The organism is Microbacterium ulmi, from assembly GCF_011759705.1.
Lineage (GTDB): Bacteria > Actinomycetota > Actinomycetes > Actinomycetales > Microbacteriaceae > Microbacterium > Microbacterium ulmi.
This window is the reverse complement of the sequence record NZ_JAAOZF010000001.1, coordinates 1,783,291-1,799,276: the sequence shown is the minus strand read 5'-3', so window position 1 is coordinate 1,799,276 and position 15,986 is coordinate 1,783,291. Positions and strand designations below refer to the sequence as shown.

Genomic DNA, 15,986 nt, shown 5'->3' with positions numbered 1-15,986 from the left:
GGGCCGAGGCAGCGGCAGGACTCCGGCTGCCGGACGCTGCGTGCGTCAATCGGACAGTCGCACGGCGATCGCCGCGACCGTCGTGTAGTCGATCACGAGCGTCCCGCCGGCGGCGTCGATGGCCGCTCCCATCCCCCCGAGGAGCGCGTCCAGCTTGTCTTTCGGAAGACGGTTGATGCCGCCGGCGGTCGATGCCTGCTCGAGCCAGTCGTCGCGCGCGATGGTGGACTGCCACTCGAAGGCCAGGCGCTCCACCGGTCCGAATGCGCCGGCGGCGCGCAGCCCGTCGGCGGTCTGGTCGATGACCGGGCCGTAGGGATCGGCATGCGCCGCCGCGCTCCACGGGTTGAAGGGCAGGCCCGTGTCGAGCGACGCGAAGACCTTCGCGAACTCGGCGGCGACCTCCGGCGACGGGACGACGGCGTTCCAGAAGAGGGCGAGCCGACCGCCAGGGTGCAGCACGCTCACGGCCTTCGCCGCGCCCGCGACGGGATCGATCCAATGCCAGGTCTGCCCGGCGACGACGCCGTCGAACGTGCGCCCTTCGGGATCCCACTCCTCGAATCGTCCGGCCTCGACCGCGAAGCCCTTGGCCCGTGCGACCGCCGCCATCTTCGGATCAGGCTCGACGCCGAGCACCGTGAACCCACGGTCGCGGAACGGCTCGGCCGAGATGCCGGTGCCGATCCCGACATCGAGGATCGAGCGGGCGGGCAGCCGCTCGACGATGGCGTCGATGAGTTCGGCCGGATACCGGGGCCGTACGCGGTCGTACTTCTCGGCATCCGATCCGAACGCTTGGGCCATCTCGGGGTGACGGTAGGCGGCGTCATCCGCCCGAGGTGTCGAAGGAGGTAGAGTGACCATGCGCCCACTCTAGGTGGGCGACTGCCCATTCACAAGGAGACGGAGCGCGGATGCCGACCGGTGTGGCCCTGCGCGACCCTCGCTCCCAGCTTCTCGCCGCCGGGGAGCGAGCGCTCGTGCGCGACGGGCCGGCCGGACTCACGAGCCGCACCGTCACCGAGGAGGCCGGAGTCGCCAAGGGCGTCCTCCACCGGCACTTCGCCGACTTCGACGACTTCCTCGCGACGCTCGTTCGCGAGCGGATCGCCGCGGTCGATGCCTTGTCGGCCGACCTGAGCGATCGGGCCGGCAGCGGGACCGTGATCGGGAACCTCTCGGAAGCTCTGCTCCAGCTGTTCGACCCGCTCGGGCTGGCGCTCGTCCGTCTCGTGCTCTCCCGTGACGAGCTCCGCGCGCGTCTGCAGGGAGGCGCCCGTCGGGGGATTCCGATGCTCGCAGAGGCGGTCGACGGCCTCGCCGGCTATCTCGCCGCCGAGCAGCGGGTCGGCCGGATCCGTGCCGGCGCGGCGCCCGCCGCCGTGGCGAACGCACTCGTCGGCACGGGGCATCTGCTGTTCGCCGGCGAGCTCGGCGGGCTTCCTGACGAGTCAGCCGTGCAGGAAGTCGTCGCTGCCGTCGTCGTCGGCGCTGAGCCAGGCGCCGAGGACCCGTCCGAGCGCGGATGATCCGCACCAGGTGGTGAAGTCCGTGATGAGCGTGGAGCATCACCCCAGCCCTCGGCATCGCCTCACGGTGGGATGCCGTCACCGGTCAGTGGCGCACGAGATGTCCCACGTCGTTGAATCCGACGACGGCGTACTCGCCGTGCGGCCGGGCCGCCAGCTCCGTGATGCTCGCGTTGGCCACGGGTAGCAGCATCCAGGCGGCGGGGGGAGCGTCCAGAGCCCGACACACGAACCAACTCACCACGAAGGCATGTGTGACCAGCACAAGCGTTTCGTCGGCGCTGAGCCACCCGACCTCTGAGCACTGTTCAACGATCCGAGACCACGCCGCGCTCAGCATGACGCCGTCCTCATCGCGCTCGTCGTCGGGGACATCGCGCAGCCATTCCCATCGGTGGGACGGATAGTCGTTCCACCGAGGAGCGCAAGGAGTCGGCGTGCGATCCTCCAGTAGATCGCTGGAGGTGGCGGAGCGACCGATTCGTCTCGCGATCAGGTCTGCCGTCTGGCGGGCGCGCCGCCTCGGGCTGGTCAGCACCTGACGGATGTTCTCGCCGGCAAGCCGCCCTGCCAGCGCCTCAGCCTGACGGACCCCGAGCGGGCTGAGTGCTGGATCGACCTCGTCGTGACCGTCCGCCTCGGCATGACGCACAAGCAGGATTCTGGACACGAAAGCAGTCTCGCTCAAAGCGGGTGCGAGTCGAGCGCACATCGCGTAATCCGTGATCACTCCATGCGCGACCTCACGAACGCGGAGCCAGAGCCTGGTCAGAAGTGTCACTCCTGCGGGTTCCTCGTCAGCGCCGACGTCATGACACCACCTCTCCGAGCAAGAGGTCAGGGTCGCCGGCCACCGCCTCCTTGCCCGCCGCCAGGTCCGCCCATTCCGCCTGACACGTTCGTGCCCTCGGTGACTGTCGCGACCGACGCGCCGTTCACTGTGATCGTGTAGCTGCCGCCGTCCGCGACGGCCGGCCCGCTGTAGAAGACGGCGCCGAAGGCCCGACCGGCTGGGAAGGAGGCGATGACGGTGCCCGCGGCATCCGTTACGCCGACTGTCTCCCCCGCGGATCCGCTGGCCGTCGCGGCGACCCACTGCTGCGTTCCGGTCGGTGCGACAAGGACGCTGCCTGCGATGAAGAGCTCTGGCAATCAATCCACCGGCGGCGAACGCCTACTCGATTGATCTGCCTTCACCGGGAGGCTCATCGTCCAGGTCGTCGAGCGGAAGCTGCCCCTGCGCTGCCGATGAACGGCGCGTCTGTGCCCACCATAGGGACGACCGCGGACCTCACGGCTTTTCCAGCCGGTGTCCACGAGTCCGGCGTTCACGCGGAATCTTGCGAGTGTCGGATGCACATCCGTTCGACTGCGCCGTTCCAGCCACCGACCGAACTGTCACGAGAGCCCGCCTCAATGGGCCCCACGAACTCGAACTCCGGACGCTCATCGCGGGTCTCGAGCAGTGGATCAGCTAGCGCTCGAGGGGGACCTCGATAAGCCGCCGGCGCCCCGCCGGCGAGGCGAGCGCCAGGTCGAGCGCCGCCCGGGTCGCGACCCGCTCGTGCTCCCAGCCGTACGCGAGCGCCAGGTGCTCGAGCCGGACGCTGTGCGGCGCGTACAGCACGCGGTCCATCGCGTCGGGGCCGGCGATCTTCGCGACCTCGAGGGCGTCGAAGATCGTGCCGCCGCCGTCGTTTCCGACGATCGCCTGCAGCCGCGGCTCGTGCTCGCCGGGAGGCAGCAGCAGCGCGCCGACGTCGTGCAGCACGGCGAGGTCGCCCAGCAGGAGGCGCGTGACCCCCGGGCGTCCGCCGGTCTGGCTCGCGAGCGCGACCCCCGTCGCGGTGGCGATCGTGCCGTCGATGCCGGCGAGGCCTCGGTTCGCGTGCACCGGGATCTTCTTGCCGACGAGCACGGCGTCGGCGACGCGCACGAGGGTGGACGACCCGAACACGAGCCGGTCGCGGGGCCGGGTCGCGCGCCACACCGCGTCGACGAGCGCGGCGCGGTCGATCGGCGCCGCGGACGGGGAACCGCCGGCGGCGGCAGAGAGATCGGCGGATGCCGCGCGCGACGCGCGCATCCACGCCCCGAGCCACCGGCGATCCGCCTCGCCCGGCTCGACGCGCACGGCGTCGACGGCGACGGTCGCGCCGTTGAGGTTCAGCGGCTCGCCGGGTCCGCGCACGGCGAGCACCTCGACGTCGGGACGCGAGACGAGCGCGGCGGTCTCGCGGGCGAGGGTGGGATGCCCGAACACCACGACGCGCTCGATCCTCCCCCCGAGCGCGGGATCCGCCACGAGAGCCCGGTAGCCGTGCATGAGGTTGCGCCCGAACCGGGCGCCGCTGACGACCTCGGCGACCAGGGGCCAGCCGCCCGCGCGCGCGAGCGCCTCGGCGTCCGTCCCCGCATCCGCCCCGGCGAGCACGATCGTGCGCGGTCCGCGTGGGAGCGGATGCGGCCGGGGCTCGGGCTCCACGGCCTCCGCGGCGAGCCCTGCCTCGCGCACGCCGCACACGCCGAGCCACGGCGGCAGATCGCCGCCGAGCGGCTCGCGGTACGGCAGGTTCAGATGCGCGGGCCCCGCCGAGCGCGCGCCCGCGCCGAGCGCCGCCGCGACCGCCTCGGCGGCGACCGCGCGCAGCATCGCGCTCTGCACACCGCCGCCGTCGGCGTCGATCGCCTCGGGCGCCGCAAGATCGACCTCGAAGCGCACGTTCGGCGCGAACATGCCGGGCTGGCGCGTGGTCTGGTTCGCGCCGACCCCGCGCAGCTCGGACGGGCGGTCCGCGGTCAGCAGCAGCATCGACACGCCCGCGTGGTGCGCCTCGAGCACCGCGGGCAGCAGGTTCGCCGCGGCTGTGCCCGACGTGCAGACGACGGCGGCGGGCGCGCCGGTCTCGCGGCCGATGCCAAGAGCGGTGAAGCCGGCGACGCGCTCGTCGATCCGCACGTGCAGACGCACGGCGCCGCGTCGTTCGAGCTCCGCCGCGGCGAGCGCGAGCGCCTGCGAGCGCGACCCGGGACTCACGACGAAGTGACGGACGCCCGACGCGACGAGCGCGGCCAGCAGGGCGGCCGCGGCATCCGTCGCCGGCGACTCGATCGCGCGCGACGAAACGACCGCGGCGCCGGGTCGTGATCGACCCACGACCGCGCTCAGACGGTCCATCCGAGGATCCGCAGCGCATTGTCCCCGAGGATCGCGGCGCGCTCGTGCGGGCTCAGGAAGGGCATGCCGTCGCGGACGTGCCCCAGGATCTCCGAGTACGACGGGGGACGTCTCATGAGACTCATGCGCGACAGGTCGGAGGCCCACATGATGCGGTCGACGCCGAAGGCGTCCACCACGCGCTCGAGCACCCCGTCGAGATCCCGATAGGGATACGGCTCGGCGGAGTAGTAGGGGAGCGACGAGAACTTCACGAACACCTGCGGGTGCCGCGCGAGCGCGATCACGTCCGCGATCCTCTCCGCCGGGTCCGCGTTGCGACCGGCTTCCCGCTCCACCCGCACGTTCCTGAGCGCGACGTGGTCGAGGATGATGGGCAGCCCGGGGTGCGCGCGTGCGATCGGGTCGATGCGCGAGGCCTGGTTCTGGCAGAGGATCATGAGCGGGACGCGCGACGCCTCCGCGGCGTCCCAGAACCACCGCGTCCGCTCGTGGTCCAGCCAGTCGCCGTACACGGACGCGGGGTAGCTCAGGCGCAGGCCGAGCATCCCGGGCTCGTCGAGCCACGTCGCGAGCGCGCCCGCGAACTCCGACGCGAAAGGCATCCTCCCCATCACGGCGAAGCGCTCCGGAAGCTTCCGCGCCCACGCCAGCGCGTCCGTGTTGTCCTCCCCGATCCAGATGGGTGGCACGATGATCGCGCGATCGACCCCGTGCGCGTCCATGATCCCCAGCATCTCGTCCGCCCCGAACGGCTCGGCCCGCTGAGGCGCCTCGCGCCCCGGGGGCCACGACCGCTCGGGGCTCTCGGGCTCCCACAGGTGAACGCCGGCGTCGACGATCACCCGGCCGCTCCCGGCGCCGGCAGACCGGCGCGGATCTCCGCCCACGACGAATGGGCCGAGCCGGTGCGGAAGGTCTGGACGCGCCGTCCCCGCTCGGTCGGTGCGGCCGGGACGAAACCGGGCCGCGTGTGCAGACCGCCGTCGGCGAGATACCAGAGAGCGAGAGACGTGGAGCCTCCGACCGCCTTGAATCGCCGGATGCCGAGGTATTCCGGCCGCGCGATGAGCGTCGGGATGTGATCCTCGGCGTACCAGGAGTCGAACTCCGACCAGCGCTCCTCGGGGATCTCCATCGTCACCAACCGGATGCCCGGCTCCGCTGCCTCCGGGGGCGGAGCCGCGGGCGGATGCGCCGTGGGGAGCTCTTCCCACCGCGCGAGGGCGGATGCCGCGGACAGGGCGGCGCGGACGTCGTCGAGCTCCCAGATCGCGAGGTGCTCCAACGGGCTCGCGTAGGAGCGGAATCTCGTCACCGCGCGCGCTCCCAGGCGCTCGAGACGGCCCGCACGCGCCTGCTCGAACCGCTCGTCCGCGACCCCCTCGGCCGACGGCTCGACGACGAACCGCTCGGTCAGAATCCCCGACCCCATGTCGATGCGCGCCCCCGTCATTCCGCCGGGGCGAAGCGCAGGATGCTGTCCTCGCCCGAGTGCTGGATGACCGCGCGCACGCGCTGGCCGATCCGGACGTCGTCGACCGCGCATCCCACGATGTTGGTGAGGACGCGCGGCCCCTCGTCGAGCTCGACGTACGCCACGACGTACGGCCCGATCTCCTCATACCTGCGGTTGAACCCCTTGCCGCGCCGATTCACCGTGAAGCTGTAGACGGCGCCGCCGCCGCTCGCCGGCTCCCAACGGACCTCGAGAGAGCCGCACTCGGGGCAGTACGGCCGGGGAGCCCAGACGACGTGTGCGCAGCGGACGCAGTGCGGAAGAAGCAGTACGTCCTCGCGCATCGCATCCCAGAAGGCGGTCATCTCCGGGAGCACCCTGATGCCGGGGACAGGCAGGATCCCTTCGCTCTCAGGCATCCTCCACCCCCAGGACGACCGTCGCGCTGCCCATTCGCGTCCCCAGCTGCCCTCCCGTGCCGTGCACGACGGCCAGCGAGCAGTCGGGGACCTGCACGGCGGGGTTCGCCTCTCCCCGGATCTGGCGAACGGCCTCGATGAGCCTCATCATTCCTCCCTTGCCCGGATGGTTGCTGCTGAGACCGCCGCCGTCCGTGTTCCAGGGCAGCCGTCCGTAAGGTGCGATGAGCCCGCCGTCCTGCACGAACCGCCCGCCCTCGCCCTTCTCGCAGAATCCGAGATCCTCGATCGACTCGATCACGGTGATCGTGAACGAGTCGTAGATCGACGCGTAGTCGATGTCGCCCGGCGCGCAGCCGGCCTCTTCGAACGCCCGCAGCCCCGTCCAGCGCGCACCCGTGTAGGTGAGATCGATCCGTCCGTTGTCCGTCCCCTTGACGGTCTCCGCCTGTCCGAGCACTTTCGCCGCCCGGCGGGAGAGCTTGTCCTTCACGGCCGCGGACACGAGGACCACCGCACCGGCGCCGTCCGTGACGACGCAGCTGTCCAGCCGGTGGAGGGGGTCGGACAGCACCGGGGAGGCGAGGACCTCCTCGACCGTCACGACGTTCTGCAGGAACGCGTTCGGGTTGTGCTGGGCGTGCGTCGAGGCTGCGACCTTCACCCACGCGAGCTGCTCGCTCGTCGTGCCGAACTCGTACATGTGCCGGGCGGCGGCGAGCGCGTACGAGCCCATGGTGTTGAGGCCGTAGACCTCCTCGAAAGGCCCCTCGGGGTTGCCGCCGCGGTCGCGGTCGCCCGGCGCCGATCGGGCGCGCTGGGCGAGGGAGATGAGGACGACCTCGCACTGGCCGCGTGCGATCGCCGCGGCGGCGTGGCCGAGCTGCACGAGGGGCGAGGATCCGCCGGTGATCGTGCTGTCCACGTACTTCAGGCGCCGCAGGCCCAGGTATTCGGCGAGTGCGAGCGGAAGCGCGTCCAGATCGCCGGTGCAGGCGAAGCCGTCGACGTCGGAGAGCGACAGGCCGGCGTCGGCGAGCGCCCCGACGGCCACCTCCGCGTGCAGCTGCGCCGTCGACCGGTCGGGGATCACGCGGTCCGGACATTCGCAGGCGCCGACGATGTACGCCGCTCCGCGGATGCTCACTCGCCCGCTCCCCTGCGCAGCGGGAGCGTGGTGAGCGCCTGGACGTCCTCGAACGTGAAGCCGTCGGCCAGCTCTTGGACGTGGAAGCCGTCCTCCCTCCGCCGGAAGACGCCGATGTCCGTCACCACCGTCGTCACGCAGTCCGCGCCGGTGAGGGGAAGCGTGCAGCGCTCGACGAGCTTGGGCGTGCCCTTGCTGCTCTGATGCTCCATCATGACGACGAGCTCCCGCCCGCCGGCGACGAGGTCCATCGCCCCGCCGATCCCGCCCATGACGGGGTCGCCGAGGCTGTAGCTGGCGAAGCTTCCGGTCTCGTCGACCTGGTAGGCGCCGAGGACGACGACGTCGAGGCGGCCACCCCGGGCGATCTCGAACGATGTGACGCTGTCGAAGAAGGACGTGCCCGGACGGACCGTGACGTCGTTCCCGCCGGCGTCGAACACATCGGGATCCGCGTCGGCGCCCTCGACGGCCTCGCCGTACCCCAGGATCCCATTCTCGCCGTGGAGGACGATCCGTCGCGACCCGACGTTCTGCGCGATCAGCGCGGGCATGCCGGACCCGATGTTGACGTAGCTGTCGTCGGGAATGAGGGAGATCGCCTTGCGCGCCATCTCATGACGCGTCCATCCGCTCTTGCCGCTGTACGTGCGCGCGGCGTCCGGCGCACGGCGAAGTCGGATCGTGCCTTTCGCGCTGTCGGCCTTCACGGTGCTCGGCACGACGCGCGCGACGAAGACGCCGGGCAGATCGATCGCCTCCGACGGGATCTCGCCGACCTCGACGATCTCGTCGACCTCGACGATGGCCACGCGCGCGGCCTTGGCCATGCTCGTGTTGAAGTGGATGTTGCTGCCGCGGAACTGCACGTTGCCGGCGCGGTCGGCGCGCCATGCCCGCGCGAACGTGTAGTCGACCGTGATGGCCGGTTCGAGTACGAACTCGCGTCCGTCGAACACGCGCTTCTCTTTGCCCGCGGCGAGGGGCGTGCCGATCCCGACAGGCGAGTAGATCGCGCCGAGACCCGCCGCCCCGGCACGAAGGCGCTCGACGAGGATCCCCTGCGGCACGAGCTCGACCTCGATCAGGCCCGCGTCCACCTGCTCGTCGGACGGGCTCACGATGCCCGGCCGCGAGGAGAACGAGCAGACCAGCCGCTTCACCTGGCGGTTCTCGACGAGCATCTGCGCCCGGATCTGCCCGGACGACCCGAGCGAGTTGCACACGATGGTGAGGTCGCGCACGCCCCGGTCCCGGGCCGCCACGATGAGGCTCGCCGCGATTCCCTTGCTCAGCCCGAACCCCGTCAGCGCGATCGTCGCGCCGTCGGGGATGTCGGCGATCGCCGCCGCCGCGCTCTCGAAGACCTTGTCCATCAGCGAGCCTCCCCGACTCTCGTCCGTGCGCGGCCGGCTACGGGTCCGCGGTTCATGCGAGCCTCCTCGTGAGCGCCGACACCAGCACGCCCTGCTCGAGGGCGCGCGACCAGTCCAGGGCGGCGAGCTCGTCCAGCGCGCGCTTGGCGAAGGCGAGGGCGGGCGCCTCCCACGCGGCGATCGACTCGGCGAGCTCCCACGCGCGCTCGCGCAGAGCGTCGTGCTCCACGACCTCGTTCACCAGCCCCCACCGCTCGGCGGTCGCCGCCGAGACCGGCCTCGCCGTGAAGACGAGCTGGGCCGCGTGCTTGGGGAGGAGGCGCTTCACGGCGCTCGATCCCGACAACGCCGGGAAGCTGCCGAAGGAGAGCTCGGGGGCGCCGAAGGTCGCGCGCTCCGACGCGACGGCGAGATCGCTCGCATTGACGAGCGTCATGCCTCCGCCGATCGCGGGTCCGTTGACGGCTGCGACGACGACCGCCGGATGCCGGTGCACGGCCTGCAGCGTCTCCAGCCAGTGCTGGGCGTCGTCGACGCCCAGCGCGTCGGCCCAGTTCGGATCGCGCCTCTCCGTCAGGTCCACGCCCGCGCAGAACGCGGGGCCCTCGCCCGTGAGGATGACGACCTTCGCACGCTGGAGCTCCGCCAGCGCCTCGCGGAGGCGGAAGGACAGCGCGCGGCTGATCGCGTTGCGCTTGTCGGGACGGTTCAGGGCCACGAGCGCGACATCGCCGCGCTCCTCGACGAGCACCAGGTCGCTCATCTCAGGCCTCCGTCAGCCGGAACCGCGGGAGCCGACGACCCTCGGCATCCGGCTCCTCGTCGAAGTAGAGCGTCAGCGGCGCGTCCACGGCCGGCTCGACGGCCGGATCCCGGATGCCCTCGGGGGTCGCGATCGAGGAGATGAGGCGTACCCCCTCCTCGAGAAGGACCATGCCCACGACGTACGGCGGCGCGAACTCGGGCGCGGCGAAGTACTTCCGGTGCATGCGGATCCACGACCAGACCGTCGCCCGGCCGCTCGCCGCGGTCCACGTCAGCCGGGTCGAGAGGCATTCGCGGCAGCTCGTCGCCGGCGGGGACAGCCACGCTCCGCAGTCGTCGCACCGCTGCAGCCGCAGTTCTCCGCGCGCGCAGTGGTTCCAATACTCCTCATCGGGTGTCAATGCTCGAACTCCTCGGTCGCAGATGGTCAGGGGTCGTGCGCCGGCCCTACTCGAGCCGGCGGAAGATGTGCGAGGTCACGATCGGAGAGGCGCAGATGTACTGCACGACCTCGCGGGGCGGCAGCTGCCGGCCCGCCGAGTCTCCGCGCAGCTGCCGGACCGCCTCCGCCTGCAAGGCCCAGCCCTGCATGTAGCTCTCGGAGGTGTGACCGCCGCTCGTGTTGACGACGAGCGCGTCGTCCGACTCGAAGGGGTGCTCGGCCGCCCACCGCCAGCCCTCGCCCCGCTCGGCGAACCCGAACCCCTCGAGGGAGAACAGGATCGTCGGCGTGAAGTTGTCGTAGATCTGGACGCAGGACACGTCCGAGGCCCGGATTCCGGCCTGACCGTACACACGGTCCGCCACCGCCCGGCACGACGCGTAGAAGTCGTCGTCGCTCGCGTAGAAGTTCGTGAGGTCTCCGCGGCTCGCGCTCGCGCTGATCGTGATCACCGGCTTGCCGAGCCGCTTCGCGCGCTCGACCGAGGTGAGGATCAGCGCGACGCCGCCGTCGTTGATGAGGCAGTAGTCGAAGAGCCGCAGGGGCTCGGCTATGAAGGGGGACGCCAGATACTCCTCCTCGTCGAAAGGGGTCTGGAAGACGGCGTCCGGGTTGAGGCTCGCGTTGCGGCGGTTGTTCATCGCGAAGGGCGCGAGGGCGCCGTCGGGCGCCTTGTTCTTCTCCGCGTAGCGCCGGTACATGAGGGCGAGCGACGCCCCGGGCGACGTCATGCCGTAGACCGCGTCGTAGAGGCCGGTCGGCGACGGCGTCTCGCCGCCGTATCGCGCGCCTGCCGATCGGCCGTTGTTGCCGTACACGAGGGCGACCGTCTCCGCGAGGCCGCTCGAGATGGCGGATGCCGCGAGCTGGAGCGACACGGCGCTCATCCGCCCCGCGCCGTCGAACCCGTTGATCAGCGCCGGACGGCGCATCCCGAGCACGTCGGCCATCCGCAGGTACGACGGCACGCGAGCGCTGAAGAGCCCGTCGATCTCGTCCTTCTCGATGCCCGCGTCGGCCACCGCGGACGCGAACGCGTCGGCAGCCAGGTCGTAGGCCGACCGGATCACGCCCTTCTCCTGCGCGAGTGCGCGGAACGACGTGGTCCCCACCCCGATGATCGCTACCTGGTCCTCGAATCTGCCCATGCGCATGCCTTTCATCCGTTGTCGTTCTCGTCGGCGCGGACGACGAGGCCGCGGCCGCCGACCTGCCGCACGGCGGCGCCGAAGGGTCTGCTGAGCTCGTCGACGCGCGCGAGGATCCTCGCGGCGTTCTCGGACGACGCCGATCGCGGCGCCGTGCCGTGTTCGCCCTCGTGGCGCTCGCGGTCGAACGGATCGAGCACGACCGCGGCGAGGCGGTTCTCGTCGTCGAGCGAGACCGTGGCGACGAACCCGCCGTCCACGGGCCCCACCCGGTAGCCGCCGCGGGGGCTCGTGACATCCGATCCTCGGACGCGACGCGCGCCGAGCGCGTCGCTCTCGAGACCGTCCGCGGGGACGCCCTGCCGGTCGAAGAACCCCTGCGGAAGCTTCGCGACGTGCCGCGACATCATGAAGAGCTCGCCCGGATCGTGGAGGATCACCCCTCCGCCCCACAGCTCCACCCCTCGGAACGGGGCGTGGCTTCCCTCCGCCACCACGATCGTCGCGCCCGCGTCGACGCAGTCGCGCGCGAACGTGCTCGCGAACGCCGGCGGATGCTCGAGGCCGAGCACGGGATCCCATTCGTGGCAGTGGAGGTGCACGACCGCCACATCGTAGCGCGCGGCGGCGTCGCGAACCCCGGCGAGGATGCGTGCGCGATCGGGCTCGTCGGCGGCCATCTCGGCGTCACGCACCGCCTCGTCGACGACGTAGCGGGCGCCACTGTTGTGGAGTCCGGGGGGATGGACGAGCAGTCCGCCGCCCTCCGCGAACTCGCACCACAGGCCCAGCTGCGACGCGAGGTCCATCAGCCGCCGAGCGGTCGCCGGGGACACGCGGTGATGGAAGCCGAGCGGGTTCACCCCTGGGCGGCCCCTCATCCCCGGGCGCGCCGCGCCGGCTCGCGAGGACAGGGGCGCCGAGCTGCTCGCCGACAGCATGGCGACGCTGCGTCCGTGCCTCCAGACGACCGCGGGCTCGCTCGCGAGGGCGAGGTCGGCGCCGGTCCCGGCGTGCGGGATCCCCGCCCGCTCCAGGGCGGCCCACGTGCTCCGCAGGCCGCCGACGCCGTAGTCGCCCGCGTGGTTGGAGGCGAGCGAGACCATGTCGACGCCGAGCCACCGCAGCTCGTCGGTCACAGACGCCGGGGAGCGCATCCAGGTCCATCCCGCCTCGGCCGCGGGGTAGACCTCGGCATCCGTGTAGTCGTGGATGAGGCTCTCGAAATGCGTGATGCCCACGGTCGAGCGCTGCAGGACGTCCGCGAGGGAGAGGAACCGGGCATCGGCGATGTCGGAGACCCTGGCGTTGAGGATCGTGTCTCCCGTCACCGTGACGGTGAAGGCGTCGGCGCTCATTCCTGCTCCATGCTCATGCTGACGAGGGGCTGGCGTGCGCCGCGCCGCCGGCGCATCGCGAAGACGCCGGCCACGACGAGGATGATGGCCACGGCCGCCCACAGCCATCCGGCGATGCCGGAGAAGAACGCCATCGGGTCGCCTCGACCGAGGTAGAGGACCTGGATGAAGTACTTCTCGATGAGGGGGCCGAGCACGAGGCCGAGCAGCAGCGACGCCAGGCTCAGATCGAGCTTGTGCATGAGATATCCGACCACGCCGAAGACGAGGAGCGTGTAGACGTCGAACATGCTGTTGCGGTAGCTGTACGTGCCAACGACCGCGATCACCATGATCATCGGCACGAGGTACTTCTGCGGGACGCGCAGGATCGACGCCCAGAATCCGACGAGCGGGACGTTCAGGATGAGGAGGATCACGTTCGCCACCGCGGTCGCGCCGATGACCGCCCAGAACACCTCGGGATGCTGGGTGATCAGGAGCGGTCCGGGCTGGATGCCCTGGACCTGCATCGCCGAGATCACGAGGGCGAGGGTCGCCGAGAACGGGAGCCCGAGGACCAGCAGCGGCACCAGACCGCCGATGACCGCGCTGTTGTTGGCGGCCTCAGGGCCGGCGATCCCTTCGACCGCGCCCGAGCCGAACTCGTCGCGATGCTTCGAGACGCTCTGCTCGACCCGGTAGGAGGCGAAGGCGCCGAGCGTCGCCGACGGGACCGGCAGCAGGCCGAACAGGAAGCCGATCACCGTCCCGCGACCCCACGGGGCGAGGGATCGCTTCCACTCCGTCCTGTCGGGTGCGAGCTCGCGGAAGGGAACGGGCTTCGGGAGCCGGTTGTTCGCAGGGTCCTCGAGGACGCGCGCGAGTTCTGACATGCCGTACATCCCCACCGCGAGGGAGACCAGCGAGAAGCCCAGCAGCAGCGGGACGGAGTCGAACGTGAACCGGGCGATGCCGCTCGAGGCCTCCTGTCCGACCGTCCCGAGCATGATGCCGAGCGCCATGGGGAACAGGCCGCTCGCGAGGCTCCCGCCCGAGATGCGGGCGAGCAGGACGAGTCCGCCCGCCGTCAGGGCGAAGAACTCGGCCGGGCCGAAGTTCAGCGAGAGATCGGTGAGCACCGGAGCGGCGAAGGTGAACGCGATGAGCGAGATCGTCCCCGCGATGAAGGAGCCCACGGCCATGATCGTGAGAGCGGCGCCCGCGCGCCCCTTCTGAGCCATCGCGTAGCCGTCGATGGTCGCGGGGATCGAGCTCACCTCGCCAGGGATCTTGATGAGGACGGCGCTCGTCGAGCTGCCGAACTGGGATCCCAGGTAGATGGCGACGACCATGGCGATCGCCACCGTCGGCCCGTACTGGAAGGTGAACGGCAGGACGAGCGCCGAGCCGGCGACAGGGCCGATCCCGGGGAGCACGCCGATGAGCGTCCCGATGAAGGCCCCGACGAGTGTCGCGACGAGCAGCTCCGGCTGTACCGCGCTGGCGATGCCGTCCAGAAGTCCGATGAGCGAATCCACGTCAGTACACCATTCCCATCGGCAGCGCATGGAGCGGAACGCCGAGGAACGCGACGAACACGAAGGTCATGACCGCCGCGACGACCGCGGCGACGATGAGCGGACGGATCCACCCGCTCCCGCCGAGGAGCGTGCCCTTGTCGATGAACCGCACGAGCACGACCATGTAGAGGAACACGGTGAGAAGCAGTCCGAGGTAGGGCAGAAGCAGCGTCATCGCAACGGTCGCCCCGGCGAAGACGAGGACGAGGACGAGCGAACGGCCCTTCGGGAAGCGGATGTCGCCGTGCACGCGGGCGGTGAACAGCGCCTCGGCCATCATGACGAGCGACGCGGCCAGGACGAAGAAGCCGACCATGACGGGGAACACGCCGGCGCTCGGGGCGTCGGGACGGCCCATCGGAAGCTGGAAGGCCATGACGAGGTAGAGGATCGCGACGATCGCGCCCACGGCGCCGGCGATCAGCCGGCCCCGGCGCTGTGTCCCGGATTTATCCATTGTCAGTCCTAAAGTTCTCGGACGAGCGGAGCCGGCGGAGATCGCTCGCTCGCGATCTCCGCCCGCTCCGTGCGACTCAGCCGGCAGCCTGCACCAGCTCCAGATACGGCTTGAGAGCCGTCTGCTGATCGGCGATCCAGGCAGTCAGATCGGCGCCGACGAGTTCCTTCGGCGTCGTGCCGTTCTCGGCGCACCACTGCTTCCAATCGTCGCTCGCGAGGATCTTCTCGGTCGCGGCGAACAGCTTCTCCCTCACATCGTCCGGAAGGCCCTTGGGCGCGATCGTGAGGTATGCGCCTTCGAACGGAACGGCGTATCCCTCGCTGTCGAAGGTGGGGACGTCGGGGAGCTGCGCGAACGGCTCGGAGCCGGAGACGGCCAGGGCGCGCAGGTCGCCGCTGTCGACGAGGCCGATGACGCCGGATGCGCTGGCGACGAACGCCGGCACCTGGCCGCCCAGCAGGGCGCGCTGCCCCTCGGCCGATCCGTCGAACGGGATCGGCGTGACCTCGATGTCGGCCGCGTCCGCGAAGGCGTGGATCACGAACGTGTTGATGGCCGCGCCCCCGGTGGTGGCGATCTGCAGCTCGCCCGGATGCTCCTTCGCATAGTCGACGAAGTCCTCGAGCGTCTCCCACGGCGCGTCGCCTCTGACCATGAGGCTGAACGGACCCGTTCCCATCAGGGCGACGGGCGTGTAGTCGTCTGTCGTCGCGGTCGCGATCGTGGGGTCGATGAGCGGCTGGATCAGGATCCCGCCCGGCGAGCCGAATCCGAGCGTGTATCCGTCCGGCTCAGCCGTCACGGCGGCGGTGACGCCGACCAGGCCGCTCCCGCCCGGCTGGTTGACGGGGACCACGGTCGTGCCGAGCTCCTCGCCGAGCCGCTCGGCGAACGCCCGGCCCGCGGCGTCGGTCGCCCCGCCCGGGTCGTAGGGGATGATGTACTCGATTCGACGCTCGGGCCAGGCGCTGTCCGCCTGGTCGTCTTCGGGCGGAGTCGATGCCGTGCCGCACGCCGTCAGGGCGAGCGCCCCGACCGCCACGACGGCTAGCGCGCTCGCGAACCTCGCGAGCCGCGGATGATGCCGGCTGCTGCTGTTGAACATGGTTTGTGGACCTCCATGGGCCAAAAACGATCTCC

17 protein-coding genes are annotated in these 15,986 nt (G+C 70.9%); 1 reads left to right on the top strand and 16 read right to left on the bottom strand.

Annotated features, from left to right (window positions below; genetic code table 11):
* Positions 1–45 precede the first annotated feature (45 nt).
* Complete coding sequence (locus FHS08_RS08580; RefSeq protein ID WP_167038008.1) at positions 46–807, bottom strand: class I SAM-dependent methyltransferase; 762 nt, start codon at positions 805–807, stop codon at positions 46–48.
* A gap of 110 nt (positions 808–917) precedes the next feature.
* Here FHS08_RS08580 and FHS08_RS08575 point away from each other — a divergent pair, with 110 nt between their 5' ends.
* On the top strand, positions 918–1,532 hold the full coding sequence (locus tag FHS08_RS08575; protein ID WP_167038005.1) for a TetR/AcrR family transcriptional regulator: 615 nt from the start codon (positions 918–920) through the stop codon (positions 1,530–1,532).
* A gap of 85 nt (positions 1,533–1,617) precedes the next feature.
* Here the strand turns inward: FHS08_RS08575 and FHS08_RS08570 are convergent, their stop codons facing one another.
* From FHS08_RS08570 to FHS08_RS08500, 15 genes are all read right to left on the bottom strand, one after another.
* Entirely contained in the window at positions 1,618–2,202 is a 585-nt protein-coding gene (locus FHS08_RS08570) for a histidine phosphatase family protein (RefSeq protein WP_167038002.1), read from the bottom strand.
* A gap of 167 nt (positions 2,203–2,369) precedes the next feature.
* Positions 2,370–2,684 (bottom strand): hypothetical protein, encoded by a 315-nt coding sequence (locus tag FHS08_RS08565; protein ID WP_208382243.1) that lies wholly within the window; start codon positions 2,682–2,684, stop codon positions 2,370–2,372.
* 322 nt (positions 2,685–3,006) lie between these two features.
* Positions 3,007–4,710: a 2-succinyl-5-enolpyruvyl-6-hydroxy-3-cyclohexene-1-carboxylic-acid synthase gene (gene menD, locus FHS08_RS08560; protein WP_167037999.1), complete on the bottom strand. Its 1,704-nt coding sequence runs from the start codon at positions 4,708–4,710 to the stop codon at positions 3,007–3,009.
* Positions 4,698–5,555 carry an amidohydrolase family protein gene (locus FHS08_RS08555; protein ID WP_167037996.1) on the bottom strand — a complete coding sequence of 286 codons (858 nt, stop codon included), beginning with the start codon at positions 5,553–5,555 and terminating at the stop codon, positions 4,698–4,700. Before FHS08_RS08555 ends, menD begins: the two co-directional genes overlap by 13 nt.
* Entirely contained in the window at positions 5,552–6,166 is a 615-nt protein-coding gene (locus FHS08_RS08550) for a hypothetical protein (RefSeq protein ID WP_167037993.1), read from the bottom strand. The genes FHS08_RS08555 and FHS08_RS08550 overlap by 4 nt, the downstream gene beginning before the upstream one ends.
* On the bottom strand, positions 6,163–6,588 hold the full coding sequence (locus FHS08_RS08545; protein WP_208382242.1) for a Zn-ribbon domain-containing OB-fold protein: 426 nt from the start codon (positions 6,586–6,588) through the stop codon (positions 6,163–6,165). The genes FHS08_RS08550 and FHS08_RS08545 overlap by 4 nt, the downstream gene beginning before the upstream one ends.
* Complete coding sequence (locus tag FHS08_RS08540) at positions 6,581–7,735, bottom strand: thiolase domain-containing protein (protein WP_167037990.1); 1,155 nt, start codon at positions 7,733–7,735, stop codon at positions 6,581–6,583. Before FHS08_RS08540 ends, FHS08_RS08545 begins: the two co-directional genes overlap by 8 nt.
* Positions 7,732–9,111, bottom strand: coding sequence for a 3-oxoacid CoA-transferase (locus FHS08_RS08535; protein WP_167037987.1), 1,380 nt, complete (start codon positions 9,109–9,111; stop codon positions 7,732–7,734). The genes FHS08_RS08540 and FHS08_RS08535 overlap by 4 nt, the downstream gene beginning before the upstream one ends.
* Positions 9,112–9,163: 52 nt before the next feature.
* Positions 9,164–9,874, bottom strand: coding sequence for an enoyl-CoA hydratase/isomerase family protein (locus FHS08_RS08530; protein WP_167037984.1), 711 nt, complete (start codon positions 9,872–9,874; stop codon positions 9,164–9,166).
* 1 nt (position 9,875) lies between these two features.
* Positions 9,876–10,277 carry a Zn-ribbon domain-containing OB-fold protein gene (locus FHS08_RS08525; RefSeq protein ID WP_167037981.1) on the bottom strand — a complete coding sequence of 134 codons (402 nt, stop codon included), beginning with the start codon at positions 10,275–10,277 and terminating at the stop codon, positions 9,876–9,878.
* 46 nt (positions 10,278–10,323) lie between these two features.
* On the bottom strand, positions 10,324–11,466 hold the full coding sequence (locus FHS08_RS08520; protein WP_167037978.1) for a thiolase family protein: 1,143 nt from the start codon (positions 11,464–11,466) through the stop codon (positions 10,324–10,326).
* A gap of 11 nt (positions 11,467–11,477) precedes the next feature.
* Positions 11,478–12,824 (bottom strand): CapA family protein, encoded by a 1,347-nt coding sequence (locus tag FHS08_RS08515; protein ID WP_167037975.1) that lies wholly within the window; start codon positions 12,822–12,824, stop codon positions 11,478–11,480.
* Positions 12,821–14,344 carry a tripartite tricarboxylate transporter permease gene (locus FHS08_RS08510; protein ID WP_167037972.1) on the bottom strand — a complete coding sequence of 508 codons (1,524 nt, stop codon included), beginning with the start codon at positions 14,342–14,344 and terminating at the stop codon, positions 12,821–12,823. Before FHS08_RS08510 ends, FHS08_RS08515 begins: the two co-directional genes overlap by 4 nt.
* 1 nt (position 14,345) lies before the next feature.
* A complete protein-coding gene (locus FHS08_RS08505; protein WP_167037969.1) occupies positions 14,346–14,843 on the bottom strand; it encodes a tripartite tricarboxylate transporter TctB family protein in 498 nt (165 codons plus the stop codon).
* A 76-nt stretch (positions 14,844–14,919) separates the two neighbouring features.
* The gene (locus FHS08_RS08500) at positions 14,920–15,951 is read right to left on the bottom strand and encodes a Bug family tripartite tricarboxylate transporter substrate binding protein (RefSeq protein ID WP_167037966.1); all 1,032 of its coding nucleotides are present in this window, start codon (positions 15,949–15,951) and stop codon (positions 14,920–14,922) included.
* Positions 15,952–15,986: the final 35 nt, after the last annotated feature.

What these genes read in the sequence shown, in the direction of transcription:
- FHS08_RS08580 (WP_167038008.1), bottom strand. Translation starts at nt 807, where the DNA reads ATGGCCCAAGCGTTCGGATCGGATGCCGAGAAGTACGACCGCGTACGG.
- FHS08_RS08575 (WP_167038005.1), top strand. Translation starts at nt 918, where the DNA reads ATGCCGACCGGTGTGGCCCTGCGCGACCCTCGCTCCCAGCTTCTCGCC.
- menD (WP_167037999.1), bottom strand. Translation starts at nt 4,710, where the DNA reads ATGGACCGTCTGAGCGCGGTCGTGGGTCGATCACGACCCGGCGCCGCG.
- FHS08_RS08550 (WP_167037993.1), bottom strand. Translation starts at nt 6,166, where the DNA reads ATGACGGGGGCGCGCATCGACATGGGGTCGGGGATTCTGACCGAGCGG.
- FHS08_RS08545 (WP_208382242.1), bottom strand. Translation starts at nt 6,588, where the DNA reads ATGCCTGAGAGCGAAGGGATCCTGCCTGTCCCCGGCATCAGGGTGCTC.
- FHS08_RS08535 (WP_167037987.1), bottom strand. Translation starts at nt 9,111, where the DNA reads ATGGACAAGGTCTTCGAGAGCGCGGCGGCGGCGATCGCCGACATCCCC.
- FHS08_RS08530 (WP_167037984.1), bottom strand. Translation starts at nt 9,874, where the DNA reads ATGAGCGACCTGGTGCTCGTCGAGGAGCGCGGCGATGTCGCGCTCGTG.
- FHS08_RS08520 (WP_167037978.1), bottom strand. Translation starts at nt 11,466, where the DNA reads ATGGGCAGATTCGAGGACCAGGTAGCGATCATCGGGGTGGGGACCACG.
- FHS08_RS08515 (WP_167037975.1), bottom strand. Translation starts at nt 12,824, where the DNA reads ATGAGCGCCGACGCCTTCACCGTCACGGTGACGGGAGACACGATCCTC.
- FHS08_RS08505 (WP_167037969.1), bottom strand. Translation starts at nt 14,843, where the DNA reads ATGGATAAATCCGGGACACAGCGCCGGGGCCGGCTGATCGCCGGCGCC.
- FHS08_RS08500 (WP_167037966.1), bottom strand. Translation starts at nt 15,951, where the DNA reads ATGTTCAACAGCAGCAGCCGGCATCATCCGCGGCTCGCGAGGTTCGCG.